At 71.5% G+C, this 22,973-nt stretch carries 22 protein-coding genes and 1 pseudogene; 7 read left to right on the top strand and 16 right to left on the bottom strand.

The annotated features are described in order from the left end of the window. From B8W67_RS00685 to hisD, 6 genes are read right to left on the bottom strand one after another with little or no spacing between them, the layout of a single operon-like run. Complete coding sequence (locus B8W67_RS00685) at positions 1 to 816, bottom strand: inositol monophosphatase family protein (RefSeq protein WP_084228801.1); 816 nt, start codon at positions 814 to 816, stop codon at positions 1 to 3. Positions 817 to 821: 5 nt separating this feature from the next. Then, on the bottom strand, positions 822 to 1,556 hold the full coding sequence (gene priA, locus B8W67_RS00680) for a bifunctional 1-(5-phosphoribosyl)-5-((5-phosphoribosylamino)methylideneamino)imidazole-4-carboxamide isomerase/phosphoribosylanthranilate isomerase PriA (protein WP_069392301.1): 735 nt from the start codon (positions 1,554 to 1,556) through the stop codon (positions 822 to 824). A gap of 16 nt (positions 1,557 to 1,572) precedes the next feature. Then, complete coding sequence (hisH, locus tag B8W67_RS00675; RefSeq protein WP_069392300.1) at positions 1,573 to 2,190, bottom strand: imidazole glycerol phosphate synthase subunit HisH; 618 nt, start codon at positions 2,188 to 2,190, stop codon at positions 1,573 to 1,575. 4 nt (positions 2,191 to 2,194) lie between these two features. Beyond that, a complete protein-coding gene (gene hisB / locus B8W67_RS00670) occupies positions 2,195 to 2,809 on the bottom strand; it encodes an imidazoleglycerol-phosphate dehydratase HisB (protein ID WP_069392299.1) in 615 nt (204 codons plus the stop codon). Next, the gene (locus tag B8W67_RS00665; protein ID WP_085301788.1) at positions 2,806 to 3,930 is read right to left on the bottom strand and encodes a histidinol-phosphate transaminase; all 1,125 of its coding nucleotides are present in this window, start codon (positions 3,928 to 3,930) and stop codon (positions 2,806 to 2,808) included. The genes hisB and B8W67_RS00665 overlap by 4 nt, the downstream gene beginning before the upstream one ends. Next, positions 3,927 to 5,273 (bottom strand): histidinol dehydrogenase, encoded by a 1,347-nt coding sequence (gene hisD, locus B8W67_RS00660; RefSeq protein WP_085301786.1) that lies wholly within the window; start codon positions 5,271 to 5,273, stop codon positions 3,927 to 3,929. Before hisD ends, B8W67_RS00665 begins: the two co-directional genes overlap by 4 nt. Before the next feature lie 109 nt (positions 5,274 to 5,382). On the opposite strand from hisD, the gene B8W67_RS00655 reads away from it, so the two are divergent. Beyond that, positions 5,383 to 5,799: a nitroreductase family deazaflavin-dependent oxidoreductase gene (locus B8W67_RS00655; protein ID WP_069392296.1), complete on the top strand. Its 417-nt coding sequence runs from the start codon at positions 5,383 to 5,385 to the stop codon at positions 5,797 to 5,799. A gap of 8 nt (positions 5,800 to 5,807) precedes the next feature. On the opposite strand, the gene nadC is transcribed toward B8W67_RS00655, so the two are convergent. Genes nadC through nadA form a run of 3 tightly spaced genes read right to left on the bottom strand, consistent with a single transcriptional unit; the run spans position 5,808 to position 9,306 of the window. After that, positions 5,808 to 6,680 (bottom strand): carboxylating nicotinate-nucleotide diphosphorylase, encoded by an 873-nt coding sequence (nadC, locus tag B8W67_RS00650; protein WP_069392365.1) that lies wholly within the window; start codon positions 6,678 to 6,680, stop codon positions 5,808 to 5,810. Beyond that, positions 6,680 to 8,245, bottom strand: a complete 1,566-nt coding sequence (locus B8W67_RS00645; RefSeq protein WP_069392295.1) for an L-aspartate oxidase — start codon at positions 8,243 to 8,245, stop codon at positions 6,680 to 6,682. The genes nadC and B8W67_RS00645 overlap by 1 nt, the downstream gene beginning before the upstream one ends. Next, positions 8,242 to 9,306: a quinolinate synthase NadA gene (gene nadA, locus B8W67_RS00640; RefSeq protein ID WP_069392294.1), complete on the bottom strand. Its 1,065-nt coding sequence runs from the start codon at positions 9,304 to 9,306 to the stop codon at positions 8,242 to 8,244. Before nadA ends, B8W67_RS00645 begins: the two co-directional genes overlap by 4 nt. 46 nt (positions 9,307 to 9,352) lie before the next feature. Here nadA and B8W67_RS00635 point away from each other — a divergent pair, with 46 nt between their 5' ends. Together B8W67_RS00635 and B8W67_RS00630 are read left to right on the top strand one after the other, a co-directional pair. After that, a complete protein-coding gene (locus B8W67_RS00635) occupies positions 9,353 to 10,087 on the top strand; it encodes an NUDIX hydrolase (protein WP_069392293.1) in 735 nt (244 codons plus the stop codon). Between the two features lie 59 nt (positions 10,088 to 10,146). Continuing rightward, a complete protein-coding gene (locus tag B8W67_RS00630; RefSeq protein WP_085301784.1) occupies positions 10,147 to 11,496 on the top strand; it encodes a lipase family protein in 1,350 nt (449 codons plus the stop codon). Here the strand turns inward: B8W67_RS00630 and B8W67_RS00625 are convergent. The 3 genes from B8W67_RS00625 to bioB are packed head-to-tail and all read right to left on the bottom strand — an operon-like array spanning position 11,447 to position 13,359. Continuing rightward, positions 11,447 to 12,100, bottom strand: coding sequence for a DUF2567 domain-containing protein (locus B8W67_RS00625; RefSeq protein ID WP_084228799.1), 654 nt, complete (start codon positions 12,098 to 12,100; stop codon positions 11,447 to 11,449). The genes B8W67_RS00630 and B8W67_RS00625 overlap by 50 nt on opposite strands. Continuing rightward, a complete protein-coding gene (gene bsaP, locus B8W67_RS00620) occupies positions 12,097 to 12,324 on the bottom strand; it encodes a biotin synthase auxiliary protein BsaP (RefSeq protein WP_069392291.1) in 228 nt (75 codons plus the stop codon). The genes B8W67_RS00625 and bsaP overlap by 4 nt, the downstream gene beginning before the upstream one ends. Positions 12,325 to 12,333: 9 nt before the next feature. Then, positions 12,334 to 13,359, bottom strand: a complete 1,026-nt coding sequence (gene bioB, locus B8W67_RS00615) for a biotin synthase BioB (protein WP_069392363.1) — start codon at positions 13,357 to 13,359, stop codon at positions 12,334 to 12,336. A gap of 162 nt (positions 13,360 to 13,521) precedes the next feature. Between bioB and B8W67_RS00610 the strand changes: the two genes are divergently transcribed. Then, entirely contained in the window at positions 13,522 to 14,109 is a 588-nt protein-coding gene (locus B8W67_RS00610) for a TetR/AcrR family transcriptional regulator (RefSeq protein WP_234806625.1), read from the top strand. On the opposite strand, the gene B8W67_RS00605 is transcribed toward B8W67_RS00610, so the two are convergent. The 4 genes from B8W67_RS00605 to B8W67_RS00590 are packed head-to-tail and all read right to left on the bottom strand — an operon-like array spanning position 14,102 to position 17,785. Beyond that, positions 14,102 to 14,611 carry a 2'-5' RNA ligase family protein gene (locus B8W67_RS00605; RefSeq protein WP_085301782.1) on the bottom strand — a complete coding sequence of 170 codons (510 nt, stop codon included), beginning with the start codon at positions 14,609 to 14,611 and terminating at the stop codon, positions 14,102 to 14,104. The two genes, B8W67_RS00610 and B8W67_RS00605, sit on opposite strands and share 8 nt — an antisense overlap. Before the next feature lie 2 nt (positions 14,612 to 14,613). Further along, positions 14,614 to 15,294 (bottom strand): dethiobiotin synthase, encoded by a 681-nt coding sequence (gene bioD, locus B8W67_RS00600; RefSeq protein ID WP_085301780.1) that lies wholly within the window; start codon positions 15,292 to 15,294, stop codon positions 14,614 to 14,616. Further along, positions 15,291 to 16,436: an 8-amino-7-oxononanoate synthase gene (locus B8W67_RS00595; RefSeq protein WP_109561683.1), complete on the bottom strand. Its 1,146-nt coding sequence runs from the start codon at positions 16,434 to 16,436 to the stop codon at positions 15,291 to 15,293. The genes bioD and B8W67_RS00595 overlap by 4 nt, the downstream gene beginning before the upstream one ends. A 38-nt stretch (positions 16,437 to 16,474) precedes the next feature. Beyond that, complete coding sequence (locus B8W67_RS00590) at positions 16,475 to 17,785, bottom strand: adenosylmethionine--8-amino-7-oxononanoate transaminase (protein ID WP_069392287.1); 1,311 nt, start codon at positions 17,783 to 17,785, stop codon at positions 16,475 to 16,477. A 172-nt stretch (positions 17,786 to 17,957) separates the two neighbouring features. On the opposite strand from B8W67_RS00590, the pseudogene ripD reads away from it, so the two are divergent. The 3 genes and pseudogenes from ripD to glgX all read left to right on the top strand — a co-directional run. Next, a pseudogene (ripD, locus tag B8W67_RS00585) lies at positions 17,958 to 18,461 on the top strand (NlpC/P60 family peptidoglycan-binding protein RipD); the annotation flags it as partial. 115 nt (positions 18,462 to 18,576) lie between these two features. Beyond that, the gene (locus B8W67_RS00580; protein ID WP_109470114.1) at positions 18,577 to 20,754 is read left to right on the top strand and encodes an acetyltransferase SucT; all 2,178 of its coding nucleotides are present in this window, start codon (positions 18,577 to 18,579) and stop codon (positions 20,752 to 20,754) included. A 44-nt stretch (positions 20,755 to 20,798) separates the two neighbouring features. Next, positions 20,799 to 22,973, top strand: coding sequence for a glycogen debranching protein GlgX (glgX, locus tag B8W67_RS00575; protein ID WP_085301778.1), 2,175 nt, complete (start codon positions 20,799 to 20,801; stop codon positions 22,971 to 22,973).

The raw sequence follows: 22,973 nt of genomic DNA, 5'->3' as shown, positions 1-22,973 counted from the left end.
TCAATAGTCCTTCGGCATCCCGACTTGTTGCAGCACCTCGAGGAGCTGCTCGTGAACACCCGGGGCAGCGGCCAGGGCCGACCGTGACGTGACGGTCCACGGCTGCCCCGACAGATCGGTCACGATGCCGCCGGCCGAGCGCACCAGCGCCACCCCGGCGGCATGATCCCAGATGTGATCGCCGAAACTGAGTGCCCCGCCGAGGATCCCATCGGCAACGTAGGCGAGGTCGATGCCGGTGGCGCCGTGCATCCGGGGCCGCGAGGTGACCCGGCTGAGGTGTTCGAGCACCGCGAGGCGGTAGCGGCCCGGGAACCGGCCGCGCCAGTCGACGTTGAACGTGCCGATCCCCACGATCGCCTCCTCGAGGCGCCCGGTGGGCAGTGCCGGTCGTGGCTCGCCGTTGCACACCAGTGGCCCGCCATCCACGGCGGTGTAGGACTGGCCGGTGAACGGAATCCAGGTCAGCCCGGCCACGGGTTCCCCGTCGCGCAGCAGGCCGAGCAGGATCGCGGCCATCGGTGAGCCGGCGGCGTAGTTGAACGTGCCGTCGATCGGGTCGATCACCCACACCAGGGGTGAATCGATCGGTGGGCCGCCGAATTCCTCACCGTGCACCCCGATTCCGGTCTCGGCGACCAGTGCATCGGACACTTGGCGTTCGATGGCCAGGTCGACTTCGGTGGCGAAATCGTTGCCGGATTTGTGTACCGCCGCCGCTGCACGGTATCCGGACAGGAAGGGCTCACGGGCGGCGTCGAGAATCCGTGACGCCGTGCCCACCAGCGCGGTCAGATCACCTGTGTCCAGCGGCACGCGACCTACTCCCGCACCGCGGTCAGGGCCTGCGGCAGCGTGAACCGGCCGGCGTAGAGCGCCTTGCCGACGATGGCGCCTTCCACTCCGGACTCGGTGAGGGTGGCGATCGCGCGCAGATCATCGAGGCTCGACACTCCCCCGGACGCGATCACCGGCGCGTCGGTGCATTCGGCGACGTTGCGCAGCAACTCCAGGTTCGGTCCACCGAGGGTGCCGTCCTTGGTGACGTCGGTGACCACGAACCGGGAGCAGCCCTCGGCGTCGAGGCGTTCGAGCACCGGCCACAGATCACCGCCGTCGCTCTCCCAGCCGCGCCCGCGCAACCGGTGCTCGTCGCCGACGATCTGCACGTCGAGGCCGACGGCCACCTTCTCGCCGTGCTCGGCGATCACCCGCGCACACCACTGCGGGTTCTCCAGCGCCGCGGTGCCCAGATTGACCCGCGCGCAGCCGGTGGCCAGCGCCGCCGCCAACGAGTCGTCGTCGCGGATCCCGCCGGAGAGCTCGACGTTGACATCAAGGCGCCCGACCACCTCGGCGAGCAGTTCGCGGTTGCTGCCGCGCCCGAACGCCGCATCCAGGTCGACCAGATGGATCCACTCCGCGCCGTCGCGTTGCCAGCCCCGGGCGGCGTCGAGCGCCGATCCGTACTCGGTCTCGCTGCCGGCCTTGCCCTGCACCAGTCGCACGGCGCGACCCTCGACGACATCGACTGCGGGAAGAAGAATGAGCGCCACGGCAAATGACCCTAACTCACAGGGCGGCGACCCAGTTGCGCAACAGCTGCGCACCGGCATCGCCGCTTTTTTCCGGATGGAACTGGGTGGCCGCCAGCGGACCGTCCTCCACGGCGGCGAGGAACCGGCTGTGATGGGTCGACCAGCCCAGCCGGGCGTTCGCCGACCCGTCCCAGCGTTGGGCGGCGTAGGAGTGCACGAAGTAGAAGCGGGTGGCCGCGTCGAGCCCGGCGAACAGCACGCTGTCGGCGGCCGCGGTGACGGTGTTCCAGCCCATGTGCGGGATCACCGGGGCGTCGAGGCGGCTGACCTCCCCCGGCCACTGCCCACAGCCGGTGGTCTGCACGCCGAACTCCACTCCCCGGGCGAACAGTGTCTGCATGCCCACACAGACCCCGAGCACCGGGTGCCCGGCGCGGACCCGCTCGGCGATGAGGGTGTCACCACCGATGGCGCGCAACCCGGCCATGCACGCCGCGAACGCTCCCACCCCGGGCACCATCAGCCCGTCGGCGGCGCGGGCGGCATCGGCGTCGGCGGTGACCTCCACGGTCGCACCGACGCGCTCCAGGGCGCGCTGCGCCGAACGCAGATTGCCCGACCCGTAGTCGAGCACCACGACACGTGGACTCACCGGCTCACAGCGCCCCTTTGGTCGACGGCACCCCGGAGACCCGCGGATCGGGTTCGACGGCCTGGCGCAACGCCCGCGCCACCGCCTTGAACTGAGCCTCGGTGATGTGGTGGGGATCGCGGCCGTAGAGCACCCGCACATGCAGCGCGATGCGGGCGTTGGACGCCAACGTCTCGAAGACGTGGCGGTTGATCACCGTGTGATAGGGCACCGCACTGCCGGCGATCGTGGTGTGCAGCAGGTGCTCGGGCTCGCCGCTGTGCACACAGTAGGGCCGCCCGGACACGTCGACGGCGGCATGGGCCAACGTCTCGTCCATCGGGATGAAGGCGTCGCCGAACCGGCGGATCCCGGCCTTGTCGCCCAGTGCCTGCCCGAGTGCCTGGCCGAGCACGATCGCGGTGTCCTCGACGGTGTGGTGGGCCTCGATGTCGACGTCGCCGGTCGCGCGCACGGTCAGATCGAAGCTGGCGTGGCTGCCCAGCGCGGTCAGCATGTGGTCGTAGAACGGGATGCCGGTGTCGATCTGCACCGCCCCACTGCCGTCGAGGTCGAGGTCGACGACGATGGTGGACTCCCTGGTGGTGCGCTCCACGTGGGCGCGGCGGTGCTCGGTCACTGGACTCCTTGCGGTTGGGTGAGCTCGGATGCGGCCAGATCGGTGCTGGCCGCGAGCAGGGCGTCGTTCTCGGCGGCCAACCCGATGGTGGCCCGCAGATAGCCCGCGATGCCGACGTCGCGGATGAGGATCCCGGCGTCGAGGTAGCGCTGCCACGCTCGCGGGGCGTCGGCGAACGCGCCGAACAGCACGAAATTGGCGTCGCTGGGGATCACCCGGAACCCGGCGGCGTGCAGCGCGGCGCTGACCCGCTCCCGTTCGGCGATCAGGGTGGCGACGCTGGCCAGGGTGTCGTCGGCATGGCGCAGGGCCGCGCGGGCGGCGGCCTGGGTCAGCGTCGACAGGTGGTAGGGCAGGCGCACCAGCAGCATCGCCTCGATCACCGCGGGGTCGGCGATCAGATACCCCAACCGCCCGCCGGCGAACGCGAACGCCTTGCTCATGGTGCGGGTGACGATCAGCTTGGTCGGGAACTGACTCAGCAGCGCCGCCGCGCTCGGTTGGGTGGAGAACTCTCCGTAGGCCTCGTCGACGATCACCACCCCCGGTGCCGCCTCGAGCAGACGGCGCAACTCGGCCGCCGTGATGCTCTGGCCGGACGGGTTGTTGGGGCTGGCGACGAACACCACATCGGGACGCCGGTCGGCGATCGCGGCGACGGCGACCTCGATGTCGATGCCGAAATCGGTGTCGCGCCGGGATTCTCGCCATTCGGTCTGCGTGGCGTCGGCGATGATCGGGTGCATCGAGTACGACGGCACGAACCCGAGCGCCGTGCGCCCCGGCCCGCCGAACGCCTGCAACAGCTGTTGCAGGATCTCGTTGGAGCCGTTGGCCGCCCACACGTTGTCGACGGTGAGCGCCACCGAGGTCTGCGCGGTCAGATAGGCGGCCAGATCGGTGCGCAACGCGACCGCGTCCCGATCCGGGTAGCGGTGCAGATCGCCGGCCGCCTCGGCCACCGAGGCCGCCACATCCTCGACGAGGGCACGGCTGGGCGGGTGCGGGTTCTCGTTGGTGTTTAGCAGCACCGGCACCGCCAACTGCGGTGCGCCGTAGGGTGATTTGCCCCGCAGGTCGTCACGCAGCGGCAGGTCGGCGAGCGTGATGGGCGGCTTCATCGCGGGCCGTCCTGGAACCGGCGCCGGACCGCCTCCCCGTGGGCGGGCAGATCTTCGGCGTCGGCGAGCGCGATGACCTGGGAGCTGACCTCCTTGAGGGCGGCTTCGGTGTAGTCGATGACGTGGATGCCGCGAAGGAACGTCTGCACCGACAGCCCGCTGGCGTAGCGTGCCGAGCCGGCGGTCGGTAACACGTGGTTGGACCCGGCGCAGTAGTCCCCGAGACTCACCGGTGCGTAGGGCCCGACGAAGACGGCCCCGGCAGAACGGATTCGGCCTGCGACGGCCGCGGCGTCGGCGGTCTGGATCTCCAGGTGCTCGGCGGCGTAGGCGTTGACGACCGTGATCCCGGCACCGAGATCGTCGACGAGCACGATCGCCGACTGCCGGCCGGTCAGCGCCGCGCGCACCCGATCGCGGTGCACGGTGGTGTCCAGTTGGCGGGCCACTTCGGTGTCGACGGCGTCGGCCAGGGCGGTGCTCGCGGTGACCAGCACCGCGGCAGCCATCTCGTCGTGTTCGCCCTGGCTGATCAGATCCGCGGCGACGTGCACGGGGTCGGCGGTGTCGTCGGCGAGGATGGCGATCTCGGTGGGGCCGGCCTCGGCGTCGATTCCCACCCGCGAGCGGCACAGCCGTTTGGCGGCGGTGACGTAGACGTTGCCCGGGCCGGTGATCATGTCGACCGGCGCCAGTTCGGTGCCGTCGGTGTCGGTGCCGCCGTAGGCGAGCAGCGCCACCGCCTGCGCGCCGCCGACCGCCCACACCTCGGTGACACCGAGCAGGGCGGCCGCAGCCAGGATGGTGGGGTGCGGCAGTCCGCCGAACCGGGCCTGCGGGGGGCTGGCCACCACCAGCGAGGGCACCCCGGCGAGTTGGGCGGGCACCACGTTCATCACCACGCTGGACGGGTAGACCGCGTTGCCGCCCGGCACATACAGCCCCACCCGGTCCACCGGCACCCACCGCTCGGTCACCGTGGCCCCCGCGGCGACCGTGGTGGTGGTGTCGGTGCGGCGCTGGTCGGCGTGGACCGCGCGGGCGCGATCGATGGCCAGCTGCAGGGCGTTGCGCACCTGCGGGTCGAGGGCGCCGAGCGCGTCGGCGAGCGCGGCGTCGGGCACCCGCACCGCGGCGGGGCGCACCTGATCGAACGTGGCGCCGTACTCCAGCGCCGCCTCGGCGCCGCGGTGGGCCACCGCCGCGACGATCGGCGCGACGTCGCCGAGGACGGCGTCGATGTCGACACCGCCGCGCGGCAGCACGCTGCGCAGCGCCGCCGCGGTGAGGTCGGCGCCGCGCAGGTCGAGGCGGGCCATCAGTTCAGCGGTCACGTCGCCCATTGTCCCAGAGCAGCTCAACCGAGTTTTCCCGGTGCGCCGGAACGACCGATCCCGCCGCAGGCGCGGACGGTAAGGTTGAGCGCACCCGACCTCGGTGAACGGAGCCGTCATGCCCGACAAGCAGAACCCCGCCAGCGCCCCCGGGATGCCGGTGATCTTCCCGCCGTGGTTGGACCGGTTGCAGATCAAGTACATGAACCCGTGGATGCGCCCGCTGTCGCGGTATCTGCCCGGCGCGTCGGTGATCAAGCACCGGGGCCGCAAATCCGGCAAGCCCTACGAGACGGTGGTGACCACCTACCGCAAGGGCAACCAGTTGGCGATCGCCCTCGGGCACGGCAAGGCCGACTGGGTGAAGAACGTGCTGGCCGCCGGCGAGGCCGATGTGCGGTTGTTCCGCAACGAGGTTCACATCACCCATCCGCGGGTGATCCCCGCCGGCGCACCGGCCGGCGACGACCTGCCGTGGGCGGTGCGTCTGCAGGGCAAACGGGTGGCGGTGCTGGTCGCCGACATCGTGTCGTAAACCGGCGCTCACATGTCCAGGCCGATGTCGAGCACGCGCACCGAGTGGGTCAGCGCCCCGACCGCCAGGTAGTCCACTCCGGTGCGGGCGTAGTCGGCGGCGACGTCCAGTGACAGCCCGCCGGAGGACTCCAACAGCACCTCGGGGGCGGTCGCGTCGCGCCGTTGCACCGCGATCTGGGTCTGCCAGACCGGGAAATTGTCCAGCAGGATCAGCTCGACGCCCTCGGTGAGCACCGCGTCGAGCTGCTCGAGGGAATCGACCTCGACTTCGCACGGCACCTGTGGGGCGACCTGGCGCACGGCGCGCAGCGCCGCGACCACCGATCCGGCCGCGGCGACGTGGTTGTCCTTGATCAGCGCGGCATCTCCGAGGCCCATCCGGTGGTTGACGCCCCCGCCGACCCGCACCGCGTACTTCTGCAGGGCCCGCAGGCCCGGCAGGGTCTTGCGGGTGTCGCGGATGCGCGCGGCGCTGCCGTCGACCGCGTCGACCCACGCCGCGGTGGCCGTCGCCACCCCGGACAGATGACACACCAGGTTCAACAGGGTGCGTTCGGCGGTGAGCAGACCCACGGTGAGCGCCTCCACCCGCAGCAGCGGCGCACCGGCGGGCAGCCGGGTGCCGTCGGCGACCCGGTCGAGGACGCGGAACCCCTCCGGGCCGAGCACCTCGTCGAGCACCAGCAGCGCCACGTCCACCCCGGCGATCACCCCGGGTTCGCGGGTGACCAGCGCGGCGGTGGCCATCGCGCCCTCGGGCACGGTCGCCAGCGTGGTGACGTCGGGTCCGTAGCGCAGGTCCTCGTCGAGCGCGTGGGCGATGACCGCGCGCGCCTCGGCCAGCTCGTGGGGGGCCAATTCCGGGCTGGACGGTGTCATCAGCACGCCACCGCCGGGGTGACCGCCCGCAGCACGCCGCCGGCGAGGTCGACCGGGTTGGGGTGGGCTTGAGCGGAGTCGGTGTCCGGATGGTCGCCGCGGTGATGCGCCCCGCGGCTCTCGGTGCGCAGCGTGGCGCCGAGCGCGACCGCCTGCGCGGTCAGGGTCAGCGCGGCGTCCTCCGCCGTCGTCGAATCCGTCAGGGTGCGCAGCGGGGCGGCGCGCAGAAGATCGGTGAGCCGGGCCAGCCCGGCGCCGTCGCGCACCACGCCGGCCTCGCGGGTCATCGCCTGCTGCACGGTGGCGCGCGCCAGGGCCGCCCGCACGGGCGGTCCGGGCCAGCGCGCGGAGACCCGGGAGGCGCCGCGAGCCTGGTCGGCGGCCGCGCGCCCGGCGCGTCCCCCGACGACCAGGCCCTCCAGCAGGCTGTTGGAGGCCAACCGGTTGGCGCCGTGCATGCCGGTGCGGGCCACCTCGCCGGCCGCCAGCAGCCCCGGCACCGCGGTCCGGCCGTGCACGTCAGTGAGCACGCCGCCGCAGTTGTAGTGCGCGCCGGGCACCACCGGGATCGGCTGGCGGGCCGGGTCGATGCCGGCGCGGCGGCAGGCGGCGGTGACGGTCGGGAACCGGCCGGCGACGTTCGGCAGCGCCCGCGCGTCGAGGAACACACACGGGTCGCCGGTGGCGCGCATCCGGTCGGAGATCGCGGCGGCGACGACGTCACGCGGGGCCAGGTCGCCCATCGGGTGGGCCCCGTCGGTGATCGGCTCACCGCGGGCGTCGCGCAGCACCGCGCCCTCCCCGCGCAGCGCCTCGGTGACCAGGGGGCGCTGCGCCCCGCCGGGCCCGCCGTAGAGCATCGTGGGGTGGAACTGGATGAACTCCAGGTCGGCGACCGGCGCGCCGGCGCCCATCGCCAGGGCGATACCGCCGCCGGTGGAGCCGGCCGGGTTGGTGGTCGCCGCGAACAGTTGGCCGAGCCCGCCGGTGGCCAGGATCACCGCGGGTGCTTCCAGTACACCGAGGCCGTCGGCGCCGAGCACTTGGACCCCGGTGACCGACCCGGTGGTGTCGTCGCGCAGGATCTGCACGGCCATCTCGCCGGCGCGGATGTCAAGTGCTGCGGCCGCCGCATCGAGGGCGCGCTGCACCTCCGCGCCGGTGGCGTCACCGCCGGCATGGACGATGCGGCGCTGGGAGTGCCCGCCCTCGCGGGTGAGCGCCCAGCGGCCGGGGGCCGCCTCATCGAACCGCGCACCGGCCCCGACGAGTTCCGCGACGGCGGCGTAGCCGTCGGCCACGATCGAGGACACGGCGGCGGGGTCGCAGAGTCCCGCGCCGGCGGCGACGGTGTCGGCGACGTGGGCCTGCACCGAATCGGCGGTCTGCGGCAGCACCACCGCGATGCCCCCCTGGGCGTAGCGGGTCGCCGTGGCCCCGGATTTGGCCAGCACCACGACCGCGGCCCCGGCCCGGTGGGCGGCCAGGGCGGCGGTCAGCCCGGCCACCCCGGTGCCGATGACGACGACGTCGGCGCGCTGCACCCAGGCCGGGCCGGCGCTCATTCGCCGCTGCCCGGCTGCCCGACGGCGATCATCCGCTGCACCGAGGCCAACGCGGCCTCGCGGGTGGTCGGGTCCACGTCGACCTCGTCGGCGCCGGTGACCAGGCAGCGCAGCAGCGCCGCGGGGGTGATCATCTTCATGAACTTGCAGGACGCCTTCTCGTTGACGGCCTGGAAGTCGACGTCGGGGGCGGCGTTGCGCAACTGGTAGAGCATCCCCACCTCGGTGGCCACCAGCACCTTCTTCGCCCCGGTCGACTTCGCCGCCGCCAGCATCCCGCCGGTGGACAGGATCTTGACCTGCTCCTCGGGCACCGCACCCTCCCCGGCCAGATACAGCGCCGAGGTCGCGCACCCGCACTCCGGGTGGACGAACAACTCCGCCTCGGGGTTGTCGCGGGTCTGGGCGGTCAGCTCGTCGCCGTTGATGCCGGCGTGGACGTGACACTCCCCGGCCCAGATGTGCATGTTGGTGCGGTTGGTGAGCCGCCGCACGTGGGCCCCGAGGAACTGGTCGGGGCAGAACAGCACCTCGCGGTCGGGATCGATCGACTCGACGATCTCCACGGCGTTCGAGGAGGTGCAGCAGTAGTCGGTCAGCGCCTTGACCGCCGCGGTGGTGTTGACGTAGCTGACCACCGCCGCGCCGGGGTGTTCGGCCTTCCACTCGGCGAGGTCCTCTGCGGTGATCGAGTCGGCCAGCGAACAACCCGCCCGCTGGTCGGGGATGAGCACCGTCTTCCCCGGGCTGAGGATCTTGGCGGTCTCCGCCATGAAGTGCACCCCGCAGAACACGATGGTGTCCTCGGGTGCGGCGGCCGCCGCCCGCGCCAGCGCCAGCGAGTCGCCGACGTGGTCGGCGATGTCCTGGATGGCCGGCACCTGGTAGTTGTGCGCCAGGATCGTGGCGTTGCGGGCCTTGGCCAGCCGGCGGATCTCCCGGGCCCAGTGCTCGTCGGGCTCCACCCCGCCGTAGCCGGTCGGGGTGTCGACGATCTGGTCGGCGAGGCTGCTCGCCACGGTTTCCGCCGTCTCCAGGCCTGTGCGATTCAGGACCGTCATGGCCGTATCCTTCCGCCGCGTAGGTTTTCGACTTACAATCGAAAACATGGTTTATGGTAACACCCGCCACGAGGTGCTCGCCGTGGTGTTCCAGGTTCGGGGCCTCGATGTCACCAGCGCGCCCGCCGCGGGCGCGGTGACACCGCAGCTCAACGTCCTGCTGTGGGAACGCGCACAAAATCCCGAACGCGGCGCCTGGTCGCTGCCGGGCGGCCGGCTGCGCGACGACGAAGACCTGGTGACCTCGGTGCGCCGCCAGTTGGCCGAGAAGGTCGACCTGCAGGAGTTGGCCCACCTCGAGCAACTCGCCGTGTTCTCCGATCCGGGGCGCATGCCCGGTCCGCGCACCGTGGCGTCGACCTTCCTGGGTCTGGTCCCCTCCCCCGCGACCCCGGAGCTGCCGTCCGACACGCGCTGGCACCCGGTGGATGCGCCCCCGGCGATGGCGTTCGACCACGGCCCGATGGTGGCGCACGCCCAGGCCCGCCTGGTCGCGAAGATGTCCTACACCAATATCGGGTTCGCCTTGGCGCCAACTGAATTCGCGTTGTCGACGTTGCGCGACATTTATGAGGCAGCACTGGGCTATCAGGTGGACGCCACGAACCTGCAACGCGTGTTGACCCGCCGCAAGGTGATCAGTCGTACCGGCACGACCGCGCAGTCCGGGCGCAGCGGCGGACGCCCGGCGGCGCTGTACCGGTTCACCGAGTCGCGGTTGCGGATCACCGACGAATTTGCGGCATTTCGGCCTCCCGGGGAGAGTCGACTGGATTCTTAGGGTCTCCTTAAGCAAGAATGGCTAGCGGTCCGCCGCTGGGCCGCGAAGGGAGACAGCCCATGGGGCCCGCACAACCTGCGCACGCACTGACCGACGCCGGCCAGCCGGAATGGATCGGTGCCGCACCGCACGAGGTTCTGCAGGCCGGTGTCCGCCCGCAGCTGCCGACCGACGACCCGTTCTACGCCGCCCCGTCGGGCTTCGAACACGCCGAGCCGGGCACCGTGCTGCGCAGCCGCGACGTCGAGCTGGCATTTCTCGGGGTGCTGCCGGTGCGGGTCAGCGCCACCCAGTTGCTCTACCGCACGATGGACATGAACGGGGTGCCGGAGGCGGCGGTGACCACCGTGCTCGCCCCCGTCGGGCGCTATCCGGGCTCGCCGCGCCCGCTGCTGTCATATCAGTGCGCGATCGACGCGGTGACCTCCCGCTGCTTCCCGTCCTATGCGCTGCGACGTCATTCCCACGCCCTCGGCTCGGTGCCGCAACTGGAGTTCCTGCTGATCGCGGCGGCTCTGGCGGAGGGCTGGACGATCGCGGTCCCCGACCACGAGGGCCTCGCCGGACTCTGGGGCTCCCCGTACGAGCCCGGCTACCGGGTGCTCGACGGGGTGCGTGCGGCGCTGAGCTACCAGCCGCTGGAGCTGTCGGCACAGACCCCGGTGGGACTGTGGGGCTACTCCGGGGGCGGTCTGGCCACCGCGTGGGCCGCCGAGACCGCCGGACAGTACGCCCCGGAGCTCAACGTCGCCGGTGCGGTGCTCGGGTCCCCGGTGGGCAACCTCGGCGAGACCTTCCGCCGGCTCAACGGCACCTTCTTCGCCGCGCTGCCGGCGCTGGTGATCGCCGCGCTGGCGCACCGCTACCCGGGACTGAAGAAGGTCGTCGACGAACACGCCACCGAGGCCGGCCGTGCGTTGCTGGCCCGGCTGGAGACCATGACCACCGGTGCGGCGCTGGTGAAGATGCGCGGGCTGGACATGGACGACTACATCGACCGTCCGCTGCCGGAGATCCTGGCGCTGCCGGAGGTCGAGCACGTCTTCACCGACACCACACTGGGCACCGCGGCCCCAGCCCTGCCGGTGCTGCTGGTGCAGGCCGTCCACGATCCGGTGATCTCGGTCGACGACATCGACGCGCTGGCCGAGACGTACCGGGCCGGCGGCACCGATGTCACCTACCACCGGGACGCGTTCGGCGAGCATCTGCTGCTGCACCCGCTGTCGGCGCCGATGGCGCTGCGGTGGTTGACCGACCGGTTCGCCGGGCGCCCGCGCACCGACCACCGGTTGCGCAGCACGTGGCCGGTGCTGTTCCACCCGGCGACCTATCAGGGCATGGCGCGGCTGGCGATGGTCACCGCCCGGGTGCTGACCCATCAGATGGTGCGCCGCCTGCCGCTGTGACCGTCGCCGGCTGCGGTGACGGCAGCGACGGCTCCTGCGGCGGATAGCCGCCCAGGTCGTCGCGCAGGGCGGCGGCGGTGGCCACCGCGTAGGCCAGGGCGGCCGCAGCCGCCGGCAACAGCAGCGTGGCGGCCGCCTGCAGCGGCGCGGTGCCGAAGAACACCGCCGGGGCCTCGGTGACGTAGGCCAGCCGGTGCTGCGGGCTGACCGCAGCGGCGTCGATGTCCAGCGTGCCGTAGCGCAACCGCACCGCGGCACCGCCGACGGCGGTGGCGGCACCGGCCGCGCCGATCATCCCGACGGTCAGCGCCGCGGCCATCACCGGACCCCGGTGGGCCTGCCACTGCCACACCACGGTCGCGGCCACCACCGCGAGCACACAGAGCAGCCCGAGCATCAAAAACGCGGCCACGAAGAAATGATCGGCCTCGTTGCCCAGATAGGCGTGTTTGCGTTCACCGTCGCGGGTCAGCGCCACCACCCCGTCCGCCGCCGGCGCCAGCCACGCCCACAGCGCACCGACCACGACACCGCCGAGAGCCAGCGCGGCGACCACCAGCGCCGCAGCCGACGGCCGCGACAGCCGCGGTGGCGCCTCGCTCACCGGCGCGGATCCAACTCGACGGAGTCGACCTCGCCGTGCCGCGAGCACCGCGCCAGCCAGCCGTTCGGCCGCACCTGCACGATCATGCGGCGGCCACACTCGGCGCAGTAGCGCGGCGGCTCCAGGCCCAACTGCGCGGCGGTCGGCGACGCCGATCCGGCCGGTCCCCCGGTGTAGACGTTGTAGACGCCGGCACCCACCGGGGCGGGCAGCTCAGCGGTCATCACGGTGCGTCACAGGCTCGCGTTGAACGCCTTGAGCGGCATCTTCAGCTCGTCGAGCATCTCCAGGTCGTCGTCGATGGAGCGCCCCAGGGTGGTCAGGTAGTTCCCGACGATGACCGCGTTGACACCGCCGAGCAGGCCGCGTTTGGCGCCCAGGTCCCCCAACGTGATCTCCCGGCCGCCGCTGAACCGCAGCATGGTGTGCGGCAGCGCCAGCCGGAACGCCGCGATCGCGGTGAGCGCCTCGGCCACCGGCACCAGTTCGGCGTCGGCCAGCGGGGTGCCAGGCCGCGGGTTCAGGAAGTTCAGCGGTACCTCGTCGGGGCCGAGTTCGGCGAGCTCGACGGCGAATTCGGCACGCTGCTCCAGGGTTTCACCCATGCCGAGGATTCCGCCGCAGCACATCTCGATGCCGGCGTCGCGGACCATCGACAGGGTCTCCCAGCGCTCCTCCCAGGTGTGGGTGGTGACCACGTTCGGGAAGTGGGACCGGGCGGTCTCCAGGTTGTGGTTGTAGCGGTGGACACCCATCTCGGCCAGGCGGTTCACCTGGTCCTGGGTGAGCATCCCCAGCGACGCGGCGATCTGGATGTCGACTTCGCTGCGGATCGCCTCGATGCCGGCGGCCAGTTGGGCCATCAGCCGCTCGTCGGGGCCGCGGACCGCCGCGACGATGCAGAACTCGGTGGCCCCGCTCTTGGCGGTCTGCTTGGCCGACTCCACCAGGTTGTCGATGTCGAGCCAGGCGCTGCGCACCGGCGACTCGAACAGCCCCGACTGCGAGCAGAAATGACAGTCCTCCGGGCAGCCGCCGGTCTTGAGGCTGATGATGCCCTCGACGTCGACCTCCGGGCCGCACCAGCGCATCCGCACCTCGTGGGCCAGCTCCAGCAGCTCGTCGAGGCGCTCCTCGGGAAGCTGCAGCACGGCGAGTACCTGGTCCTTGTTCAGTCCCTCACCGCGGCCCAGGACCTGGTCGCGGGCGACCGCCAAAATGTCCGAGCTGTCTTCGGCGCTCGCCGCGCCACCGGTCATCGACTCGGTTCCCGCCTGTGTCACCAGGTCACTCCTAAAGATCGTGTTCGCCTTGAACGGTGTTCAGGTTAGGGTAGCCGGGTGCGCGCGCACAAACGTGACCCCCACCATGGCCCGTGCGGTGAGCTCGGCCACACCCCGAAGCGCGATCTCAAGCGCGACGTGGTCGACGCCGCGGTCGCACTGTTGGACCGCTACGGCATCGCCGATCTGAGCATGCGCCGGCTGGCGCGTGAACTGGAATTGACTCCCGGCGCGCTGTATTGGCACTTCGCCGACAAGCAGGCGCTGCTCGGTGCCGTCGCCGACCGGCTGCTGACCCCGGTCGAGGCCGCGGGGTCTGGAGCGGGGTGCGGCGAGGGGTGGCAGAACCGCATCGAGGAGCTGTGCCGGCGGCTGCGCGACGCCCTGCTGTCGCACACCGACGGCGCCGAGCTGGTGTCGGCGAGCCTGGCCGCCGGGCGCTCGCCGCGCATCGAGGCGGTGACGGCGGCGCTGGCCGAGGCCGCCGCCGAGGGCGGGCTGGACCCGGAGCAATCCGAGCTGGCGGCACGCTCGATCCTCTACTACGTGCTCGGCTTCACCGTCGACGAGCAGTCCCGACGGCAGTGGGACGCCGCCGGCGCCTCGGTGGCCGCCACCGATCTGGGGGCCGACGGCCCGCGGGCCCGTCCGGACCGTGACTTCGGGTTCGGCCTGCGGCTGCTGACCGACGGGCTGGCCGTTCGCGCCGGGGCCGCGCTCAGCTGAGTGCGGTGGCGGTGCGCGCCCCGCCGTCCCAGTGCCGCACCCCGACGAACCACCCGTGCAGCTCCGCCGGGCGCGCCGCGACGCGCAGCGCCGGGCCCAGCTGATCGGCGGTGAGCCGGCGGGCCAAGGTGACGTGCGGGCTCCACCGCCCCACCGCGGTGGTGGGGCGTAGGGCGGGATGCGACCACGGTGCGGCGGCAGCGCCGATCGCGGCGTGCAACTCCAGCAGCGCGACGCTGGGAACCACCAGACGGGCCAGCACCGGACGGTCCCGGCCAAACAGCAGCACTCCCCCGACCCGGCAGGCCAGCGGGAACCCCGCGATCAGCCCGGTGAGCGCGGCGCCGACCTGCGCGTCGATACGGTCGGCGACCGCCAGGGTGACGTGCGGGCGCGCCGTCGGCGGCGGGGTGCGTATCCCGTCGGCGGCCAACCGGGTCCACAGCGCGCGGATCGCGGTCTCGGTGGCGTCGTCGAAGACCAGCTCCAGGGAATGCACCATGGTCAACCAGCCAGCGCCGCAACCCAATCCGGATCGAAGGCGGCAGCGCTGAGAGTAGCGAACGCCACCGGGTCCGCGGCGCCGGCGCCTGCCGGGAGCACTGCCCGCAGCGGGGCCATCCGACCCAGCGCGCCGCGGTTGTCGGTCTCGGGGGCCCCGGGATGTTCCGGCCAGGCGCCGATCACCAGACCCGCGCAGCGCAGCCCATCGCGGTCCAACGCCTCCAGCGTCAGTGCGGTGTGGTTGAGGGTGCCCAGTCCGGCGGCGACGACCACCAGGACCGCGGCGTCGACGTCGGCGGCGAGATCGCGCAGCGTCACCCCGTCGGCGCCGAGTTCGACCAGCAGCCCTCCGGCCCCTTCGACGAGGGTGAGCCTGCCCGGGTGGTCGGCCGAGGTGACCAACCGGCGCAACTGCGCGCCGGTGGGCAGCCTGGCGTCGGCCGCGGTGGCCGCAGCACGCGGCGCCAGGGGCTCGGGGTAGCGGGCCCCGCCGGGCACCGTGGGGACCCCGGCCAGGCGTGCCACCTCGGCGAGGTCGTCGTCGCCGGCGGCGGTGCCGGTCTGCACCGGTTTGCACACCGCGACGTCCAGGCCCGCCTGGCGGGCGCAGCTGGCCAGCGCCGCGGTGGCGACGGTCTTGCCGACGCCGGTGTCGGTGCCGGTGACGACCAGCACGCTCATCGGGCGCCCGCCAGCACGGCGGTGAGCACCCGGCGGGCGGTGTCGAGATCCTCCGGGCGCAGGGAGGCCCGCGCGGTCAGCCGCAGCCGCGAGGTGCCCGGCGGCACCGTCGGTGGGCGGAAACAGCCCACCCGCACACCGGCGTCCAGGCAGGCCGCCGCGGCATCCACGGCCACCTGCGGATCACCCAGGATCACCGACACCACCGCCGACTGCGGCACCGTCGCCACCCCGCAGATGGCGGCCAGTGCCTCGGCGTGGCGCAACACCGCCGCCGGCAGGTCCGGATCGGCGGCGAGCACCCCGAGTGCGGCGCGCGCCGCCCCGACCGCGGCCGGGGTGAGCCCGGTGTCGAAGATGAACGACCGGGCGTTGTCGATCAGGTGCGCGCGCACCGCCGTCGGGCCCAGCACCGCGCCGCCCTGCCCGCCGAGCGCCTTGGACAGCGTGGTGGTCACCACCACGTCGGGGGCCCCGGCCAACCCGAGTTCGGCGACCAGCCCCCGCCCGCCGGTGCCGCGCACCCCCAGCCCGTGCGCCTCGTCCACGATCAGCAGGGCGCCGTGGCGGCGGCAGACCGCGTGCAGTTCACGCAGCGGCGCGAGGCCGCCGTCGGCGCTGAACACCGACTCGGTGAGCACCACCGCGCGGTCCTCGGTGCGCGCAGCCAGGGCGGCGGCGACCGCGTCGACGTCGCGGTGCGCGGTCACCGTCACCCGCGCGCGGGAGAGCCGGCAGGCGTCGACCAGTGACGCGTGGCAGGCGGCGTCGGAGACCACCAGTGTGCCCGGGCCCGACAGGCTGACCACCGCGCCCAGGTTGGCGGTGTAGCCGGAGGAGAACACCAGCGCGGACTCGGCGCCGAGGAAGTCCGCCAACTCCTGTTCGAACTGTTCATGCAGGGCGGTGTTGCCGGTGACCAGCCGCGACCCGCCGGCGCCCGCACCCCAGGTGTGCAGGGCTGCGGCCGCGCCGGCGATCACCGCCGGGTGCGTCGCCAACCCCAGATAGTCGTTGGAGGCCAAATCCAGTTCGGTGGTGACCGCCGGGCGGGTGCGCAGGCCGCGGCGCAGACCGGCGGCGCGGCGCTGCTCGGCCACGTCGGCCAGCCAGGCCAGCGGGGATATCCCCGTGCTCCTCACCCGATGCTCCTTGACCCCCGGTGCGACTTGAACACCGTTCAGGCTAGTGCACGGGCGACCGCCACCATCGCCGCACCGATCCGGTCGATCTCCTCGGGCGTGCAGATATAGGGCGGCATCGCGTAGATCAGGGTGCGGAACGGGCGCAGCCACACCCCGTGATCGAGGGCGACGGCGGTGGCCACCGTCATGTCCACCGGGGCGTGGCATTCGATGACCCCGATCGCGCCGCGCACCCGCACCTCGGCCACCGCGGGCAGCTCCGCTGCCGGCGCCAGCGCCGCCCGCAGGCCCGCTTCGATCGCGGCGACCCGGGCGCGCCAGTCGCCGTCGAGCAGCACCTCGATGCTGGCGACCGAGACCGCGCACGCCAGCGGGTTGGCCATGAACGTCGGCCCGTGCATCAGCGCTCCGGCCGCCCCGGCGCTGATGGTCTCGGCGATGGTGCGGGTGCACAGGGTGGCCGCCAACGTGAGGTAACCGCCGGTGAGCGCCTTGCCCACGCACATGATGTCGGGGCTGACCCCGGCGTGGTCGGCGGCGAACAGCGCACCGGTGCGGCCGAACCCGGTGGCGATCTCGTCGAAGATCAGCAGCACCTGCCGACGGTCGCAGGCCGCCCGCAGGTCGGCCAGGTAGCGCGGGTCGTGAAAACGCATGCCCCCGGCGCCCTGGACCACCGGTTCGACGATGACCGCGGCCACCTCGTCGGCATGGTCGGCCAGCTGCGCCTCGAACGCGGCGCTGTAGGCGGGGTCGTAGTCGGCCGGCACCGCGGGGGCGAAGATCTGGCGGGCCAGGATGTCGGTCCACAGCGCGTGCATGCCGCCGTCGGGGTCGCAGACGCTCATCGGGGTGAAGGTGTCCCCGTGGTAGCCGCCCCGCCAGGTCATCAGCCGGTGCTTGCCGGGGCGCTCGCGGGCCCGCCAGTACTGCAGCGCCATCTTCACCGCCACCTCCACCGAGACCGACCCGGAGTCGGCGAGGAAAACGGTGTCGAGACCCGCCGGGGTGATCGCGACCAGCAACTCGGCCAGCCGTGCGGCCGGCTCGTGGGTCAGACCGCCGAACATGACGTGGTTCATCACCTGCAGCTGGCGGGTGAGCGCGGCGTCGAGCACCGGGTGGCCGTGACCGTGCACGGCGGTCCACCACGAACTCATCGCGTCGAGGACCTCGACGGGCTCACCGTCGCGGATCAGCGTCAGCCAGGCACCGCGCGCCGCGGTCGCCACCAACGGCGCGGGGCCGGCGGCGTCGACCCCCAGGGTGCTGTAGGGGTGCCAGAGGTGGCGGGCGTCGAGCGCGCTGATCTGGGCGGGGGTCAACCCCGGCGTCGGCGCGGCCATCCGATCGAGGGTAATGCAGTCCGGCGGCCCCGCTTCGGCCCCCCGAACGTCACCGTCGGGTCACGGTCCGGCGAATTCTGGCCGCCGATGCCCGCCGGCGGTGGCACACTGCCCCGGCCGTGTTGTAGAAGTGACTGTAGTGATTTGTGTGACTTCAGAGAATGGACCTCCGATGAGACGTGTAGCCGCCCTCCTGTTCGGCGTCGTGATGGGTGCGGTGCTCAGCGCCGCGCTGCTGGTGGCCACCCCCGGGGTGGCGTCGGCGATCCCGGGCACCTCCGCGCAGGGCAACGGGTCGATGATCGACTACGTGATCGCCCGGGGGCTCTCCCAGCGCGGGGTGCCGTTCTCCTACGGCGGCGGCGGGGTCAGCGGACCCACCCGCGGGGCCGGTCGCTACGCCACCGTGGTCGGATTCGACGCCTCGGGGCTGACCCAGTACGCATTCGCCGGTGCCGGGATCAAACTGCCCCGCTCCTCGACCACCCAGTACCAGGTGGGCCGCAAGGTCCCGCCGGCGCAGGCCAAACGCGGTGACCTGATCTTCTACGGTCCGCAGGGCAGCCAGAGCGTGGCGCTGTACCTGGGCAACCAGCAGATGCTGGAGGTCTCCGACACCGTCAACGTCGCGCCGGTGCGCTCGGCGGAGATGACGCCCTACCTGGTGCGAATCCTGGATTCCTGACCGGCCCCGACCGGTTCCCCACCGCCGCCCGGCTGCGTATAGCGGCCGGGCGGCGTGTTCGTGATGCGGGAAAATCGTCATGATTCGGTAGATTGTCAGGTCGATCATGACGACGCTGACCGCACGCCGGCCCACACCGCGGCCCGCGATTACCACGACGCCCGCTCGCCCGGAGATGGGTACCCGCACGTCCGGGTTCTACCGCCACGACCTGGACGGACTGCGCGGGATCGCGATCGCGTTGGTGGCGATGTTCCACGTCTGGTTCGGCCGGGTCTCCGGCGGCGTCGACGTCTTCCTGGCGCTCTCGGGCTTCTTCTTCGGCGGAAAACTGCTGCGTGCGGCACTGAATCCGACCGCGTCGCTGGCGCTGCGCCCGCAGCTGACCCGGCTGGTGCGCCGGCTGCTGCCGGCGCTGGTGGTGGTGCTCGCCGGCTGCGCGGTGCTGACCATCCTGATCCAGCCGCAGACCCGCTGGGAGGCCTTCGCCGACCAGAGCCTGGCCAGCCTCGGCTACTACCAGAACTGGGAGCTGGCCAACACCGCCGCGGACTATCTGCAGGCCGGTGAGGCCGTCAGTCCGCTGCAGCACATCTGGTCGATGTCGGTCCAGGGCCAGTTCTACGTCTCGTTTCTGCTGCTGATCTTCGGGCTCGGCTACCTGGGACGCCGGCTGCTCTCGCCGGCGCGGATGCGCATCGTGTTCATCGTGGTGCTGACCGCGCTGACGGTGGCGTCGTTCGTCTACGCGATCTTCGCCCACCAGGACAATCAGGCCCTGGCCTACTACGACAGCTTCGCGCGCGGCTGGGAACTGCTGATCGGGGCGCTGGCCGGGGCGCTGGTCACCTATATCCGCTGGCCGCTGTGGCTGCGCACGGTGGTGGCCACCGTGGCGCTGGCGGCGATCCTGTCCTGCGGCGCGCTCATCGACGGGGTCAACGAGTTCCCCGGCCCGTGGGCGCTGGTCCCGGTCGGGGCGACCGTGCTGTTCATCCTGGCCGGGGCCAACCGGCACGCCACCCCCGGCACCGACGCGATGCCGCTGCCCAACCGGATCCTGGCGGCCGGACCGTTGATGACTCTGGGCTCGATGGCGTACTCGCTGTACCTGTGGCACTGGCCACTGCTGATCTTCTGGCTGTCCTACAGCGGCAACAGGCACGCCAGCGTGCTCGAGGGCACCGCGGTGCTGGTGATCTCCGGGGTGCTGGCGTATCTGACCATGCGGTTCGTCGAGGACCCGCTGCGGATCCGCAAAACCGATCCGGTGGCCGCCCCCGTGGTGGCGGCGGTGCCGTGGCGGGTGCGGATGCGCCGCCCGACGATCGTGTTGGGGTCGGTGGTGGCCCTGCTGGGGGTGACCCTGACCGCCACGTCGTTCACCTGGCGCGAGCACGTCACCGTGCAGCGGTCCAGCGGCAAGGAACTCGCCGGGCTCAGTGCCCGCGACTACCCGGGGGCGCGGGCGCTGCTCAACCACGTGCGGGTGCCCAAGCTGCGGATGCGGCCCACCGTGCTGGAGGCGAAGAAGGACCTGCCGGCCTCCACCATCGACGGCTGCATCAGCACGTTCAAGAACCCCGAGATCATCAACTGCAGCTACGGCGACCACGACGCCACCCGCACCATCGCCCTGGCCGGCGGTTCGCACGCCGAACACTGGTTGACCGCGCTGGACCTGTTGGGCCGCCGCCACCACTTCAAGGTGGTGACGTATCTGAAGATGGGGTGCGCGCTGTCGACGCAGAAGGTGCCGCGGATCATGGGCAGCAACGCCGCCTATCCGCAATGCCACGACTGGGTGCAGCGCACCATGGACAAACTCGTTGCCGACGCGCCCGACTACGTGTTCACCACCTCCACCCGCCCGTGGAACATCAAACCCGGCGACGTCATGCCGGCGACCTACATTGGCATCTGGGAACGCTTCCAGGACAACAACATCCCGGTGCTGGCGATGCGTGACACCCCGTGGCTGGTCTCCGACGGCAAAGCGGTGGTGCCGCCGGACTGCCTGGCCAAGGGCGGCAACGCGGTCTCCTGCGGAGGAAAACGTTCTGACCTGCTGGCCGAAACGAACCCGACACTGGAGTTCGTCGACCGGTTCCCGGTGCTCAAGCCCCTCGACATGACCGACGCGGTGTGCCGTGCCGACGTCTGCCGGGCGGTCGAGGGCAACGTGATGGTCTACCACGACTCCCATCACCTGTCGGCGAGCTACATGCGCACGATGGCCGGTGAGCTGGGCCGCCAACTCGCCGCCGTGACCGGGTGGTGGTGACCGTCCTCCGTACGGCCCGCTTCCGTCGCGGATAGGGTCGGTCCATGACCCCCAGCGAGACTGCCGCGCCGCCCACACCCGCGCCGAGCGTGTGGCCCGGCCGCCGGTACCCGCTGGGGGCCACCTACGACGGGGCGGGCACGAACTTCGCGTTGTTCTCCGAGGTCGCCGAGAAGGTGGAACTCTGCCTCATCGGCAAGGACGGCACCGAGACCCGCGTTCGCCTCGATGAGGTCGACGGCTACGTCTGGCACGCCTACCTGCCCACGATCGGCCCCGGCCAGCGCTACGGCTACCGGGTGCACGGCCCCTACGACCCGGCCGCCGGTCACCGCTGCGACCCGAGCAAGCTGCTGTTGGACCCGTACGGCAAGGCGTTCCACGGCGACTTCGACTTCGGCCCGGCACTGTTCTCCTACCCGATGGACACCGGGGAGTCCGACGGTGCCGACACCGGCGAGGACACCGCCCTGCCGATGATCGACTCGCTGGGGCACACCATGACCAGCGTGGTGATCAACCCGTTCTTCGACTGGGCCGCCGATCGGGCGCCGGGCACCCCCTACCACGAGACCGTCATCTACGAGGCCCACGTCAAGGGCATGACCGCCACCCACCCCGACATTCCGGAGGATCTGCGCGGCACCTACGCCGGGCTCGCCCACCCCGCGATCATCGAGCACCTCAAATCGCTGAACGCCACCGCGATCGAGTTGATGCCGGTACACCAGTTCATGCACGATCGTCGCCTGCTGGATATGGGGTTGCGAAACTATTGGGGATACAACACCTTCGGGTTCTTCGCCCCGCACCACGGGTATGCCGCCAACCGCAGCGCCGGTGGGGCCGTCGCCGAGTTCAAGGCGATGGTGCGCGCCTTCCACCAGGCCGGCATCGAGGTCATCCTCGACGTCGTCTACAACCACACCGCAGAAGGCAACCACCTCGGGCCCACGATCAACTTCCGCGGCATCGACAACGCCGCCTACTACCGCCTCGACGACGACCCGCGCTACTACCGGGATTTCACCGGAACCGGCAACAGCCTCAACGCCCGCAACCCGCACACCTTGCAGCTGATCATGGATTCGCTGCGCTACTGGGTCACCGAGATGCACGTCGACGGTTTCCGTTTCGACCTGGCCTCCACCCTGGCCCGCGAGCTACACGAGGTGGACCGGCTCAGCGCGTTCTTCGACCTGGTGCAGCAAGACCCGATCGTCAGCCAGGTCAAACTCATCGCCGAGCCGTGGGACGTCGGCGAAGGCGGCTATCAGGTGGGTAACTTCCCGGGGCTGTGGACCGAATGGAACGGCAAATACCGTGACACAGTTCGTGATTACTGGCGCGGCGAACCGGAGACCCTCGGGGAGTTCGCCTCCCGCCTCACCGGGTCGTCGGACCTCTACGAGGCGACCGGGCGCCGCCCGGGCGCCTCGATCAACTTCGTCACCTGCCACGACGGATTCACCTTGCGGGATCTGGTGAGCTACAACGAGAAACACAACGAGGCCAACGGCGAGGACAACCAGGACGGGGAAAGCTACAACCGCTCCTGGAACTGCGGGGTCGAGGGGCCCACCGACGACCCCGACATCGAGGCGCTACGGGGCCGGCAGATGCGCAACATCTTCGCCACCCTGATGGTCAGCCAGGGCACCCCGATGATCGCCCACGGCGACGAGATGGCCCGAACCCAGCAGGGCAACAACAACGTCTACTGCCAGGACTCCGAGCTGTCCTGGATGGACTGGTCGCTGGAGACGGCCAACGCCGACCTGCTGACGTTCGCGCGCACCGCGACGGCCCTGCGCCGCAACCACCCGGTGTTCCGCCGTCGCCGCTTCTTCCGTGGCCGACCCATCCGCAGCGGCGACGAGATCCGCGACATCGCCTGGCTGACACCGGCCGGCCAGGAGATGACCCAGCAGGACTGGGACACCCATTTCGGCAAATGCGTGATGGTCTTCCTCAACGGTGAGGCGATCCGTGAAGCCGACGCCCGCGGCGAGCGGGTCGTCGACGACTCGTTCCTGTTGTGTTTCAACGCCCACTACGAACCGGTCGAGTTCGTCACCCCCAACGACGGCTACGCCCGGCAATGGACCGGCGCACTCGACACCAACGACCCGGTCGGGGCCAGCGACGCGGTCGTCGACGCCGGTGCGGCCCTGGAGATCCCAGGTCGTTCGCTGATCGTGCTACGCAAGACGTCGTAG

The organism is Mycolicibacillus koreensis (assembly GCF_002104795.1).
Lineage (GTDB): Bacteria > Actinomycetota > Actinomycetes > Mycobacteriales > Mycobacteriaceae > Mycobacterium > Mycobacterium koreense.
This window is presented reverse-complemented; position numbering and strand designations above follow the sequence as displayed.

Bases quoted from the DNA above. Each gene is read 5' to 3' on its own strand.
- B8W67_RS00665 (WP_085301788.1), bottom strand. From the start codon at position 3,930: ATGAAGCCGCCCATCACGCTCGCCGACCTGCCGCTGCGTGACGACCTG.
- hisD (WP_085301786.1), bottom strand. From the start codon at position 5,273: ATGGGCGACGTGACCGCTGAACTGATGGCCCGCCTCGACCTGCGCGGC.
- B8W67_RS00655 (WP_069392296.1), top strand. From the start codon at position 5,383: ATGCCCGACAAGCAGAACCCCGCCAGCGCCCCCGGGATGCCGGTGATC.
- nadC (WP_069392365.1), bottom strand. From the start codon at position 6,680: ATGACACCGTCCAGCCCGGAATTGGCCCCCCACGAGCTGGCCGAGGCG.
- B8W67_RS00645 (WP_069392295.1), bottom strand. From the start codon at position 8,245: ATGAGCGCCGGCCCGGCCTGGGTGCAGCGCGCCGACGTCGTCGTCATC.
- nadA (WP_069392294.1), bottom strand. From the start codon at position 9,306: ATGACGGTCCTGAATCGCACAGGCCTGGAGACGGCGGAAACCGTGGCG.
- B8W67_RS00635 (WP_069392293.1), top strand. From the start codon at position 9,353: ATGGTTTATGGTAACACCCGCCACGAGGTGCTCGCCGTGGTGTTCCAG.
- B8W67_RS00630 (WP_085301784.1), top strand. From the start codon at position 10,147: ATGGGGCCCGCACAACCTGCGCACGCACTGACCGACGCCGGCCAGCCG.
- bsaP (WP_069392291.1), bottom strand. From the start codon at position 12,324: ATGACCGCTGAGCTGCCCGCCCCGGTGGGTGCCGGCGTCTACAACGTC.
- bioB (WP_069392363.1), bottom strand. From the start codon at position 13,359: ATGACCGGTGGCGCGGCGAGCGCCGAAGACAGCTCGGACATTTTGGCG.
- B8W67_RS00605 (WP_085301782.1), bottom strand. From the start codon at position 14,611: ATGGTGCATTCCCTGGAGCTGGTCTTCGACGACGCCACCGAGACCGCG.
- bioD (WP_085301780.1), bottom strand. From the start codon at position 15,294: ATGAGCGTGCTGGTCGTCACCGGCACCGACACCGGCGTCGGCAAGACC.
- B8W67_RS00590 (WP_069392287.1), bottom strand. From the start codon at position 17,785: ATGGCCGCGCCGACGCCGGGGTTGACCCCCGCCCAGATCAGCGCGCTC.
- B8W67_RS00580 (WP_109470114.1), top strand. From the start codon at position 18,577: ATGACGACGCTGACCGCACGCCGGCCCACACCGCGGCCCGCGATTACC.
- glgX (WP_085301778.1), top strand. From the start codon at position 20,799: ATGACCCCCAGCGAGACTGCCGCGCCGCCCACACCCGCGCCGAGCGTG.